Annotated in this window: 11 protein-coding genes; 3 read left to right on the plus strand and 8 right to left on the minus strand. The window is 68.4% G+C overall.

Annotated features, from left to right (window positions below):
• Positions 1 to 108 precede the first annotated feature (108 nt).
• The gene (locus WA670_RS02615) at positions 109 to 1,353 is read left to right on the plus strand and encodes a S53 family peptidase (protein WP_336156832.1); all 1,245 of its coding nucleotides are present in this window, start codon (positions 109 to 111) and stop codon (positions 1,351 to 1,353) included.
• A gap of 183 nt (positions 1,354 to 1,536) precedes the next feature.
• Complete coding sequence (locus WA670_RS02620; RefSeq protein ID WP_336156833.1) at positions 1,537 to 2,514, plus strand: hypothetical protein; 978 nt, start codon at positions 1,537 to 1,539, stop codon at positions 2,512 to 2,514.
• A 98-nt stretch (positions 2,515 to 2,612) separates the two neighbouring features.
• Here the strand turns inward: WA670_RS02620 and WA670_RS02625 are convergent, their stop codons facing one another.
• Genes WA670_RS02625 through WA670_RS02635 form a run of 3 tightly spaced genes read right to left on the minus strand, consistent with a single transcriptional unit; the run spans position 2,613 to position 5,300 of the window.
• A complete protein-coding gene (locus tag WA670_RS02625; protein WP_336156834.1) occupies positions 2,613 to 3,779 on the minus strand; it encodes a pyridoxal phosphate-dependent aminotransferase in 1,167 nt (388 codons plus the stop codon).
• Between the two features lie 41 nt (positions 3,780 to 3,820).
• On the minus strand, positions 3,821 to 4,966 hold the full coding sequence (locus WA670_RS02630; protein WP_336156836.1) for a transglycosylase SLT domain-containing protein: 1,146 nt from the start codon (positions 4,964 to 4,966) through the stop codon (positions 3,821 to 3,823).
• A 22-nt stretch (positions 4,967 to 4,988) separates the two neighbouring features.
• On the minus strand, positions 4,989 to 5,300 hold the full coding sequence (locus WA670_RS02635) for a hypothetical protein (protein WP_336156837.1): 312 nt from the start codon (positions 5,298 to 5,300) through the stop codon (positions 4,989 to 4,991).
• A 173-nt stretch (positions 5,301 to 5,473) separates the two neighbouring features.
• On the opposite strand from WA670_RS02635, the gene WA670_RS02640 reads away from it, so the two are divergent.
• Positions 5,474 to 7,300: a serine/threonine-protein kinase gene (locus WA670_RS02640; protein ID WP_336156838.1), complete on the plus strand. Its 1,827-nt coding sequence runs from the start codon at positions 5,474 to 5,476 to the stop codon at positions 7,298 to 7,300.
• 1 nt (position 7,301) lies between these two features.
• Here the strand turns inward: WA670_RS02640 and WA670_RS02645 are convergent, their stop codons facing one another.
• The 5 genes from WA670_RS02645 to purD all read right to left on the minus strand — a co-directional run bounded on the left by WA670_RS02645 (position 7,302) and on the right by purD (position 12,014).
• Entirely contained in the window at positions 7,302 to 8,060 is a 759-nt protein-coding gene (locus tag WA670_RS02645) for an ESX secretion-associated protein EspG (RefSeq protein ID WP_037808765.1), read from the minus strand.
• Complete coding sequence (locus WA670_RS02650) at positions 8,057 to 9,673, minus strand: hypothetical protein (RefSeq protein WP_336156839.1); 1,617 nt, start codon at positions 9,671 to 9,673, stop codon at positions 8,057 to 8,059. Before WA670_RS02650 ends, WA670_RS02645 begins: the two co-directional genes overlap by 4 nt.
• A 9-nt stretch (positions 9,674 to 9,682) precedes the next feature.
• Entirely contained in the window at positions 9,683 to 10,285 is a 603-nt protein-coding gene (locus WA670_RS02655; protein ID WP_051172556.1) for a DUF3558 domain-containing protein, read from the minus strand.
• Positions 10,266 to 10,655, minus strand: coding sequence for a PE domain-containing protein (locus WA670_RS02660; protein ID WP_037354127.1), 390 nt, complete (start codon positions 10,653 to 10,655; stop codon positions 10,266 to 10,268). The genes WA670_RS02655 and WA670_RS02660 overlap by 20 nt, the downstream gene beginning before the upstream one ends.
• Positions 10,656 to 10,754: 99 nt before the next feature.
• Complete coding sequence (purD, locus tag WA670_RS02665; protein ID WP_037808770.1) at positions 10,755 to 12,014, minus strand: phosphoribosylamine--glycine ligase; 1,260 nt, start codon at positions 12,012 to 12,014, stop codon at positions 10,755 to 10,757.
• Between the last annotated feature and the right edge of the window lie 131 nt (positions 12,015 to 12,145).

Raw genomic sequence — 12,145 nt, forward strand, 5'->3', positions numbered from 1 at the left:
ACCCGACGCCCTTGGTCACCGGCCCGGCCGGGCACTGGCCGAGACATCACGGAATGCGGTTTTTACGGCTTTACGACTGTCCGTTGAAAGGCACCTACTATCGGCCCGTTGTTCCTTCGGCACCCCCGACCAATTATTAATGGTGAATTATTCACCACTGAGTCGGGAGCAAAATCAATGCGCAAGAAATTGATCGCAGGCGGTGCCTTCGCCGTCGCGCTCGCCCTCACAACCGGTGGAACTGCCACCGCGCAGCAATTCTCCGCCGCCCCCTCGGCCACCGGCGGTCCGACAGTGAAAAACGCCTGTGCGCAGGTGCGCGCGGCAGGCCACATGTCCTGCTTCGCACAGGTGCGCACCGACATCAAGCAAGCCCGGCGCGCCCCCGGCGCCGCCCCCTCCGGCTACGGCCCCGCGGAGCTGCAGGCTGCCTATCAGCTGAAGGCCGACGGCGGTGCGGGCCAGACGATCGCCGTCACCGAGTCCGGCGATTATCCCTCTCTCAAAGCGGATTTGGCCGCCTACCGCAAGCAGTTCGGATTACCCGCTGGCGACGTACAGATCGTGAATGAAGACGGCCAGGAGAGCCCGCTGCCGACCGCCGACCCGGACTGGGCCGTCGAGACCGCGCTGGATGTCGACATGATCGCGGCGACCGCGCCGAACGCCAAGATCCTGGTGGTCGAGGCCAATCAGGCCACCACCGACGACTTGGGCAAGGCGGTGGACACCGCGGTAAAGCTCGGCGCGAAGTTCGTCTCCAACAGCTGGGGCGGCGACGAGTCCGAGGGGAGCGCGGGCGACGCGCACTTCAAGCACCCCGGTGTGGCGATCACCGCGTCCAGCGGCGACAGCGGCTACGGCGCGAGCTGGCCGGCATCCTCCCCGTACGCCGTCGGCGTCGGGGGCACGACCCTGAAGAGCAGCGGCGGCTCGTACACCGAGACGGCGTGGAAAGGCGCGGGCTCGGGTTGCTCCAGCTACGCAGCGAAGCCCGCCTTCCAGACCGACGCGACCGGCTGTGACAAGAAAGCCATCGCAGACGTCTCTGCGGTCGCCGACCCGGCCACCGGTGTCGCGGTGTACGACACCTTCCAGCAGAGCGGTTGGCAGGTCGTCGGCGGCACCAGCGCTTCGTCACCGATCATCGCGAGCGTCTACGCCGATGCCGGCACCCCCGGTGCGCAGGACTGGCCGGCCCAGTACCCGTGGTCGCACACCGACCAGCTGACCGACGTCACCTCGGGCAGCAACGGCAGCTGCGGCACCAAGCAGTGGTGCAACGCGGGCACCGGGTGGGACGGCCCGACCGGGCTGGGCACCCCGAAGGGCACCGCCGCCTTCACCAAGTAAGAATCGACAATTTCAGATAGTTCACCTTAAACGGGCATAATAGCGACCAGTGGTCTGGCGGAACAAATACGACGTTCCGCTCGATCACTGGTCGTTACCTTTGTCTGAACCGCTTCACTCGATAGGGTTCCGAACCAGGGAAGGTGCCACCGGCACGGGGAGCCGCAGCGGAGGTGACGCGCATTGACGCTCCACGATTATTCGATTGCGCCGCACGGTCCCGATCAGCGGAATAACTTTGACTCCCTCGATCCGGCCGAACCCTCCTTCGCCGAAACACTGCGCGGCGCGATCGATGCCAGCGGCCTCACCCTGGAACGCATCCGGGCCAGGCTGACCGAGCGCGGAAGCCGGGTCAGCCTGGCGACGCTGAGCAACTGGCAGTCCGGCAGCCGCCAGCCCGAACAACGCCGGTCGATGGAAGCGGTGCGCCAGCTCGAGAACGTCCTCGAACTGCCGATGGGCAGGCTGTCCGGCAGGTTGGGACCGCCCCGGCCGAGGGGCAGGCAAGTCGCCGCCGAGGAGTCCGCGGCACCCGACGAGCAGTGGCTGGACTCCAGTGAACTGTCGGCGCTGATGACCGACGCAGACATCGCACCGCAGAACGGACTGCGCCGGATCAGCTTGCACCTGCGCTGTCATCTCGACTCCGACCGGGCTGTGCACCGGATCAGCTACCGGCACGTCCTGCGGGCCGAACGGGACGGCATCAGCCACGACCTCAACCTGCTGGAACTCTCCCCGGGGACCCGTCGGCGGCCCACGCTCACCTCGACGCACAACTGCAGGCTGGGCCGCCAGTCGGTGAGCGAAGAGAAGCACCTGATGATCAACGAACTGCTCTTCGACAGTGCGCTCCGCCGCGGCGAAACCGTGGTCCTCGAATACGAGATCGAGCTGCACCCTGAGCCGGGACAGCCGTCCGACAACGGCTGGACCGCCAGTTTCCGGCTGCCCATCCAGGAATTCCTGATCGAGGCCCAGTTCGGTCCCGGCGCCGTCCCGGTCCGCTGCCGGGAGGTCCGCCGCCCGTTCAGCGATCCGACCCCCACCGAACGACCTGTGCGCATCGGCGAATCGGCCAACGCGCACGCCGTCATGCTCGGGCTGCGCGCCGGAAGGTACCGGCTCGAATGGGACTGGCCCGAGCAGCACGGCTGACCGGACCGCTCAAGCCCGCGCGGCGGAACCACGCTGCCTCGACGCACCAGCAGCTCAGCGGCCGACGGCCAGAGATCTCCGGGGTCCCCTGACCGGCCTTACTCCAGCCAGCCGCCGAGCCGGCGCAGCCCCTCGGTCACGTCCTCGGTCGCGCCCGCGAAGGAAAACCGCACGTAGCGGCCGCCGTCGACCGGGTCGAAGTCGATTCCTGGGGTGATCGCGAGGCCGGTGTCGGCGAGCAGGCGCTGGCACCAGCTCAGGCTGTCGGTGGTGTGGTCGGAGACGTCGGCGTAGGCGTAGAACGCGCCGTCAGCCGGGGCGAGCTTGTCGAGACCGATCTCGCGCAGCCCGGCGAACAGCAGGTCGCGGTTGCGCCGGTAGTGCTCGACGTGTGCGTCCGCCTCGGCGTACGACTCCGGCGTGAACGCCGCGACGGCCGCGTACTGCGAAACCGCGGGCGGGCAGATCGTGAAGTTGCCGGTGAGGACGTCGACCGCGCGGTGCAGGCGCTGCGGCACCAGCATCCAGCCGAGCCGCCAGCCGGTCATCGCGAAATACTTCGAGAACGACCCGAGCACCAGCGCTTCCCGGCCGTACTGCCAGGCGCAATCGAGCTGCTTGCCGTACGAGATGCCGTGGTAGATCTCGTCGCTGATCAACTGCACGCCGTGCGAAGCGCACCAGCCCGAGATCGCGGCCAGCTCGCCCGGCGGCAGCACGGTCCCGGTGGGGTTGCTGGGACTCGCGACGATGAGCCCGTCGATCGGCCCGAGCCGGTCGAGCTGCTCGACGGTCGGCTGGAAATTCGTCTCGGCCGTGGTCGCGAACTCGACGACCTCGCAGCCGAGGACGTTCAGCAGATTCCGGTACGCCGGGTAGCCAGGACGGACCATCGCGACCCGCGCGCCGGGATCGAACGCGCTGAGGAACGACAGCAGGAACCCGCCGGACGAACCGGTGGTCATGACGACGTCGGAGGCGGACACGTCGATGTCGTAGGTGCGCCGGTAATGCCCGGCGACGGCTTCGCGCAGCTCAGGAATGCCGAGCTGTTCGGTGTAGCCGAGGGTGTGCTTGCCCAGCGCTTCCTGTGCCGCCCGCAGCACCGCCGCCGGAGCGGGCACGGACGGCTGCCCGGCGGCCAGCGAAATCAGGTCGCCGTGGCTGCGCTGCCGGGCCTGCGCCGCGGACAGCACGTCCATCACGTGAAAAGGAGGCACGCCTGCCCGCAACGCGGGCCCGCCGAAAGCACCGATGTCGACCATGCGGCCAGGCTAACCGGCGGAACCGCGTGCGGGGTGTGCCGTCAGTAACCGCGGTACGCGCCGCCGTGCGCCATCGCCGCGATGCCCGGGACGTTGGACATCGAGCCGTACCGGTCGAGCGAGTACCGCACGCCGGCGATGATGTTGTCGACCGGGTTGTAGATGTTGTCGTGCCCGGGCAGCTTGTGCGCGTTGAACGTCGAGTCGATGCACTGCATCAGCCCCTTGGACGGATGCCCGGCCGCGGCGTTCGAGTCCCAGTTGTTGATCGCGTTCGGATTGCCGCCGGACTCGTGCTGAATGATCGCCCAGATGTTCTTGATGTCCGCGTCGGTCACGTTCACGCCCGCGGCCTGCAGTGCCTTGATCGCTTCCTGGATCCACTGCTGAACGTTGCCGGGCGGAGGCGAGGAGGGCGGACCGCCGCTCGGGCCGAGACCGCCGCCGCCACCGCTGGCACCACCGCCACCGCCGCCGTGGTGACCGCCCCCGCCGCCGCCACCGCCGTGTCCGGTGTGCAGACCGCCGGTGCTCTGCGGGACGGTGCCGTCCGAGTTGGGGAGCGGGACCTTCGAGTAGCCGCCCTCGATCTGCGTCTTCATCAGGTCTTGGGACTTCTTGACCATGTCGTCGGCCTGCTTCAGCAGCGGGTCGATGGTCTGCTCGGCCGCGGTCGCTTCTTTCTGGTTCGCGTCGTTCGCGTCAGAGATGATCTTCGCCGACGTCGGGCTGGGCGGCGGGCCCTTCTTGTCCGACTTGTCGTTGGCGTACGCCGCCTCGGCAGCCTGCGTCTTCTGCGCCTTGTCCGACTCTTCCTTGATGCGTTTGTCGATGTTCGACTTGGCGGTGTTGAAGGCCTCGGTGACCTTGGTCTTGATCCCGCCGAGGTCGCTCGACAGCTGGGTGAGGTCCTTGCCGACCTCGTCAAGATGCCCCTGCACCTTGTCGCCCGCTTTGGTGATCTGCGTGACGTAGTCGAGGAAGGCGTCCGCGGCCGGACCCTCCCACACGCCGCCTGCCAACGACTTCGTCGTATTCGTCAATTCTTGGCCGTGATCGCCCGCACGCTTCGCGGCGTCGCTGAACTGCTGCCCGGCTTTGCTGATCGCGTCCGGGTTGATCTTGTCGACCTTCTGTGCTTTTTCGACCACGCCGTTCCAGTTCGGCGGGTAGTCGATCAGCGCCATGCTCTTGCCCCCTCGTGCCTGCTCAGCGGTCTTCGTGGATGGTCAGGTCGGTCTTGTGGACCTGATCGGTCTCCTGGATCAGCCCCGCGGCCTTCTTGATGATGAAGCTGGTCGCCTCCATCAGCTTCCCGGCCGCGTCGAACTCGCTGTGCACGCCCTGTTTGAACGTGCCGACCGCGCCGTGCACGTCCTTGGAGCCGCCCATCGTGCCGAACGGGCTTTCCGGCTCGTCGTCAACGCCGGTGAGGTGCTTCTTGGACTTTTCGAACTCGTCCTTCAGCTTCTCCACGTTCCTGGCGGCAATGGCCATGGAATCCGGGTCGTAGACAGGCACCGTTCGTCATCCCCTTCGCGACACTCGCTTCCCGACCAGTTCGGACGCTCCGCTCACCAGGTCGGTTCCCCTGTTTACTCTAAGACTTCGGACGCGTGCCGTGTGCAGTTCTCCCGGACTTCCACCCGCGTCTCGACCACGAGGGGCCCCAACCGGGGAATGGAGGGTATTCAGTGCAGCCGTTGCCACCCGGCGAACCCCGACAATTCGGGCGCTACCGTCTGATCGCTTCGCTGGGCGAAGGGGGAATGGGCCGGGTGCTGCTCGGGGTGTCCAGGGAAGGGCGGCTCGTCGCGGTCAAGCAGGTGCATCCGGCATTCGCACACGATCCGGGATTCCGCTCCCGGTTCAAGCGCGAGGTGGAAACCTCACGGATGGTGTCCGGCGCGTATACCGCTGCCGTGATGGACGCCGATCCCGTTGCTCCGCTGCCATGGCTCGCCTCGGTCTTCGTCGCGGGCCCCTCCCTCAAGGAAGCGGTGGACGCCGCTGGCCCGCTCCCGCTGAGCGCGGTGCACTACCTCGCGACCGGTCTCGCGTCGGCGCTCGCCGAGATCCACCGGGTCGGCCTGATCCACCGGGACCTCAAGCCCAGCAACGTCCTCCTCGCCGCGGATGGTCCGCGGGTCATCGACTTCGGCATCGCCAGGGCCGCCGAAGGCGACACCGACATCACCCACACGGGGTCAATCATCGGCTCGCCCGGGTTCATGTCGCCGGAGCAGGCGAACGGTCTTCCTCTGACGCCTGCCAGCGACGTGTTCTCATTCGGCGCCCTGGTGACGATGGCCGCAACTGGGCGGGCACCGTTCGCCGGAGCGTCCACTCCGCAGACTCTCTACAACGTGGTCCATAGCGCTCCCGACCTCACCAACCTGCACCCGGACCTGCGGCGGCTCGTCGAACCGTGCCTAGCCAAGGACCCGAAGGCGCGGCCGAACACGGCACAGATCCTGGACTTCCTCGGCTCGGTCCAGCTCACCGCGACGCCTTGGCCGCCCGCGGTGCACACGATGATCGAGCAGCAGCAGGCCGAGGTGAGGACTGCGCTCGCGTTGCCGGTACCAAAGGAGCCGCGGAAGCGTCCTAAGTGGCTGATCCCGACTGTCGCGGCAGCGACGGCGATAGTGATCGCGGCAGCGACAACAGTGGTTCTTGTAAATCGCAACGACAATCCCGTCGCAGCCGCGGTTAGCGCACCGCCGCCTGATCCACTCAGCCCCGCCGCACTGCGCCGGGTCGATCCGTGCAAGCTGCTCAGCCCCGACTCGCTGCCGAAGAGCGGGCCGTTGGAGCCAGGCCAAGCTGACATTATCTTCGACGGCTGCACCTACCGCTTCAAGAAAGATTCGAGCCAAAGGGTCGTCCTTCTGCTGAGCACCACGCTAAAAGGCGCCAAAGGACAGCCGACGAAGGTAGGTTCGATGGACGCGATCCAGGAGCAGAGGCCTGACGGATGCGATCTGACTGTCGCCAATCCCGCCACACCCGGATTCGGCATCGCGGTATCCGTTCCTGGAACTAGGCAGAACACGTGCAGCATCGCACTCGAAAGCATGACGAAAACGCTGGCAAGCCTGCGCGGCAATCCGGTGCCATACCCGAACATCGAGAAGACCCTCCGCCAGGCCGACCTGTGCAGTCCAGAGTTGAAGAAACCGCTGCATGATGCTGCGGAAGGCGCGCTTACCAGCGAATCAGCAGGGCTGCACGAGTGTAGCTGGAATGGCAAAAAAGATTACTCGGCAACTACCTCACAACTGTCAGATCCGAAATTCCCCGAAGGACAGAAGACTAAAATCGGGGACGCATATATTATTACGGAAACACATGCGGACATGTGCTCCTTGCGGTGGCTGTTTCCCCAGTATGAACCGAACTGGCAGGGCGTGCTCTCCGTGACCTCGACCCCGGATATCGCAGCGAACGGCGGGAAGACCTGCGATTCAACCCGTCGAGTTCTCGACGTATTCGTCAACGCAATCAAGCCCCGCGGCTGACTCAAATCGCGGCTTGCAACTCCCGCACCCGCTCCGCCAGCACCGCGTTGTCCGCCGGGCTCACCGTCGCCCAGGTGTGTCCGTCCGAATCGTCGGTGAGCTGGAACAGATACCGCCCGGAATCGGTGTCGTAGAACGCCGCCACGTGCGGCGAGCGGCGCACCGTGCCGTCCCGCAGGACCCGTTCCGCGCAGAACTGGCCGCGGGCCGCCTGTCCCATCAGCATGCCCGCCAGTTCCTGCGCTTCCCACAACGCCACGCCCCGGTCTTCCAAGGCCGTGACCAGCGCTTTCGGATCACCCGCGGCAGCCGCGTCGGCGGCGACGAGCGTGCTGTGCGGTACCGAGACCGACTGGCCGACGCCCGGGTCGAGCGATCCGGCCACCGTCACCGCGGCGTCGGCCAGCGCGCTGGCGTCGGCGGGGATCAGCCACACCTCGTCCCGGTCGACCACCGCGAGCACGGCTTGGCTGCCCCGGCTCACCGCGCGGCCGCGGATCTCGCGGTCCGCCCACACCCAGACGTCCAGAGCTTCCCGCGGACGCGCCAGCAAATGCAGTTGGTCGAGCACCGTCCCGGAAGGACGGCGGCCGCGTGCCAGCCGTCGCTGCGCCAGCGAATCCCAGACGGACTCGATCAGTTCGGCCCGTTCGGTGTGCGTGCGCCCGGGCGACGGAACCGCGAGCGCGGCCGGACGCCCGCCCAGGTCCAGCGATTCCCACAGCACATCGAATTCGAGGGCGGTCAATACCAGGTTCACGGCCGGCGCACATCTCCCGTGCCGTCGCCGAGGACGTCGCGCGTCACCATCCGGCCGTCGGCGAACAGGTCCTTGTCGTCGACGCCGAAGCGGCGCACGTGCTCGTCGTCGCTTTCCTGCGGCGCGGCTTCGGAGAGGTACTTGGCGTCGCCGCCGCCCGATTTCGGCGCGATCTGCTCGGCTTTCCGCAGTGCGACGGCTTCTTCCTCGGGAAGCTCGTCCACCGGCAACGGCCGGACCGGGCCCTTCGGCTGACCGTCTTGCCCGCGGCCTTGCCGTTCGCGGTCGCCGGAAAGCGCGCCACCGGCCACTCCCGCGCCCAAAGCAGCGGCGCCTGCCCCGATTTCGCCAGCAGACGCGCCACCCGCACGCGGGGCCGGGGCGTTGCCGGGGGTTTCGGCGACGGGCGGCACCGGTGCCTGCGGGACACTGCCGACCAGACGACCTCGTTGCAGCGCTTGGTTTTCCTGCCCGCCAGCGGGATAGCTGCCGCCCGCGGCACCGCCGAGGTTTCCGCCCTGGCCACCGACCGCCGAACGACCGGATCCGCTTGTGCCGCCAAGACTTTCGGAACTGCCCACGGTTCCGCGGCTAACCGGTCCGCTCTCGGATCCGCTGCCCGTCCCACGCGGACCAGTCGGCAGGAATGTGCCGGACTGCCCGGGCCCGCCCGGAACCCGTGTCCCGCCTGAACCACCCGAAGTGCTTGGCGCGCTGGGGATTCCCGGCCCGTTGGCCGAACCGACCGAGCGCGGCGGATTGCCGTGCGGCGCCGGTCCCGTCTCCCAGCCCGCAGGAGGCGGCGAGGACGGCGGCACGTAGCTGGCCGCGACCACCGGCGCGACCCGCCGAGGAGCCGGTGCCTGCGAAGCCGTGCCGTACGCGGGCGTCGGCGGATCCACGACCGGCGGGGCCGGAGGCGGCGGCGGGGGAACGTACTGCGATTTCACCGACGCCGCGGCGGGCTGCACCTGACCGTCCGGCGTCACCTCGACCGCCGCGGCCGCGCGGTCGACCGGGCTCGGACCGCTGCCAGGCTGGACCATCGCGAGCGACTGCGGCTGGCTCAACGGTTCGGTGGACAGCAGGTTTTCGCCGCTCTGCTGGGCGTAGGCGTTCAACGCCTCGACCGCCTGGCCGCGCGCGTTGTCCGCCGCCTGCACCTGAGCCGCGTGATCGGTCTCGAACCCGAGGAAGCTCGCCACCGAATCGACGAGCGTGAGGCTCTCCGCGCCTTTGCGCACCGCGGCCGGGTCGGGCAGCTTGTACTTGGTGCGATTGAACGCTTCCCCTTGCGCGAAAAGCATTTCCGCGGTGTGCGTGACCTTCTGCATCGCGTCCTGCGAAAAGCCAGCCTGATCCGACAGCACCTGCCCAGCCTGTCCGCCCGCCTGGCTCTGCCATTCGACGCCGAGCTTCGCCAGCTGGTCGCGCAGCGTGTGGTCGGTGCTAGCGAGCGCGGTCGCGATTTCCCGCAGCGCCTCGACCGCGGTGGCGATGCTGGCGATGCCGTCGCCGGTGCCGAACTTCTCGATCTCGTCGGCGATGGCGGTGTCGGTCCACCCGTCGAAACGGTGGTCGCGGATCCTGCCCGCGAGTTCGGAGATCTCCACGCGCCCTCCCTAGGTCCGGTTCTTCAGGCCCTGCACGGCCAGGCCGGCGGCCTGGGTGGCGATGTCGCACAACTGCGGCTGGCTGAACGCGCCCGCGGTGACCGCGAACTCCTGTGCCGCCATGGTCTGTCCCGCGGCGACGCCGACGAGCACCTCGCAGTCAGCGGGGGTGCCCGCCGCGCGGTAGTTCGTGATCGCCGGATAGCCCTCGACGCTGGTCGCCGCCGTGGTCATGCTGTTCTTGCGCCGCGATCCGGTGAGCCACTCCTGCACGTCCGCGTTGACGATCCGCAGGTGCAGCGCGTGGAACGGCTCGGTCTTGTCCGAATCGAACACGCAGGTAGGCCCGTCCTTCGGGTCGGCGGCCTTGCGCGGCACGCTCGTGACCTTCAACAGGTCGAGCTGCGCCTGCCCCAGCAGGTCGCACGGATCGGTGCCGGCGATCGGCAAGTCCGACGGCCGCGGCGGCAATGCGGCCGCTTTCGTCTGCTGCGCCAGGGAACTCATCGCGGGCTGTACGGGGTACGCGGTGCCTTGCTCGCCTGACGAGCAGCCCGCGACCCCGAGCACCGCGACGACGGCGAGGAGCGGCTTAGTGGATGCCGTGCGCACCGCGGTCCCCGAACGCCGCAGCCTTGTCCGCGTCGCTGGCCTCGTACGTCTTCGCTGCTTCGCGCAGCTGTCCGACAAGCTTGTGCAGGTTGGCGACGTACGCGCGCACCTGCGCGGCGTACGACTGATCACCTTCGGCCACCACGGTGTTCCACGCAGCCATCGCGTTGACGCTCACCGTGTCCGACGAAGGAGTGTCGACGCGCAACTCGCCCAGCCGCGTGAGGAGCTTGTCTTCGAGCGCGCTGACCTGCTCGTCGACCACTCGCGCGACCTCGAGCAGCTTCGCCGGCTCGACCACGATGTCCGCCACGCCCGGCGCTGCCGGAACCGACGAAGCCAGGTCGGTGAGCGGTGTGCTTCCCGGCATGCGCTAACCCCTCCCGTGATACGGACAGTGACCGTACGGACCCGTTTCGAGGCTACCAACCGGCGCGTGAACCCGAGGCGAACTTCGTGGAGAAGCTGCTTAGACGGGAGCGCTTACTTCCCCGTTGGCCGCGCGCAGTGCGATATCGGTGCGATGGTGCGAGCCGGCGAGGTGTACGCGCTCGACAGTCTCGTACGCGTGCTTACGCGCCGCCTTGAGCGTCTTACCAGTGCCGACGACGGACAGCACGCGTCCGCCTGCCGAGATCACCGCACCGTCGTCGCGACGCCGCGTACCCGCGTGAAGCACGCCTTCGATCTCTCCGCCGGTGATGACGTCACCAGTGCGCGGCTTGCCCGGGTACCCGTCGGCCGCGATCACGACGGTGACCGCGGCCCCTCCCGACCACTCCAGCGGCGGCAGCTCCGCCAGCTTCCCGGTGGCCGTCGCGTTCAGCACGGTCGCCAGCGACGTACGCAGCAGTGCCAGCACAACCTGCGTCTCGGGGTCGCCGAAGCGGCAGTTGAACTCGATCACCTGCGGGCCTTCCGAGGTGAGCGCGAGACCGGCGTAGAGCAGGCCGGAGAAGGGGCTGCCCCGGTCGGCGAGCTCGTCCACCACCGGCTGCACAACCCGCGCGACGACGTCGTCCACCAGGTCGGCAGGCGCCCACGGCAGCGGCGCGTACGCACCCATGCCGCCGGTGTTCGGGCCGGTGTCCCCGTCGCCGACGCGCTTGAAGTCCTGCGCGGGCAGCATCGGCACCACGGTGCGACCGTCGACGAAACAGAACAGCGAGGCCTCCGGGCCGTCCAAAAAGGACTCCAGGAGGACCGGGTGCCCGCCGTCGAGCAGCATCAGCGCGTGCTTGCGCGCGACCTCGACGTCCTGGGTCACGACCACGCCCTTGCCAGCGGCGAGACCGTCGTCCTTCACGACCCAGGTGGGCCCGAAGCGCTGAAGCGCGGCGTCGAGGCGCGCGGGAGTGTCGACGACCTCACTGCGGGCTGTCGGCACCTTCGCGGCCGCCATGACGTCCTTCGCGAACGCCTTCGACCCCTCGATGCGCGCAGCCGCGGCAGACGGTCCGAAGCAGGCGATACCAGCGTCGCGCACCGCGTCGGCGACGCCCGCGACGAGCGGCACCTCCGGCCCGATCACGACGAGATCGGCCTTCCATTCCTTGGCCAGGGCAGCGACGGCCTCCGGCTCGGCGAGCTCGACCCCGAGCTGCTCCGCGACCGCAGTCGTGCCGGCATTGCCGGGGGCGCAAGCGAGCGCCGTGACCGCGGGGTCGCCTGCCACCGCGAGGACGAGTGCATGCTCCCGGGCGCCGGAGCCGATTACCAGTACGCGCACGCCGGACAGCGTAACGGTGCGTGTCGCGCCGCGGCAGCGCGCCGTCCGCGACCCCGGCCCGGACCAGATGGACGACTGGTCCGGTGCCGGTCGCCCGGGTGTCCGGATTCGCCCGCCATCCACCGTTTACC

This window comes from Amycolatopsis sp. VC5-11, from assembly GCF_037034185.1.
GTDB lineage: Bacteria > Actinomycetota > Actinomycetes > Mycobacteriales > Pseudonocardiaceae > Amycolatopsis > Amycolatopsis nivea.

Bases quoted from the DNA above. Each gene is read 5' to 3' on its own strand.
- WA670_RS02660 (WP_037354127.1), bottom strand. From the start codon at position 10,655: ATGCCGGGAAGCACACCGCTCACCGACCTGGCTTCGTCGGTTCCGGCA.
- WA670_RS02630 (WP_336156836.1), bottom strand. From the start codon at position 4,966: ATGGCGCTGATCGACTACCCGCCGAACTGGAACGGCGTGGTCGAAAAA.
- WA670_RS02625 (WP_336156834.1), bottom strand. From the start codon at position 3,779: ATGGTCGACATCGGTGCTTTCGGCGGGCCCGCGTTGCGGGCAGGCGTG.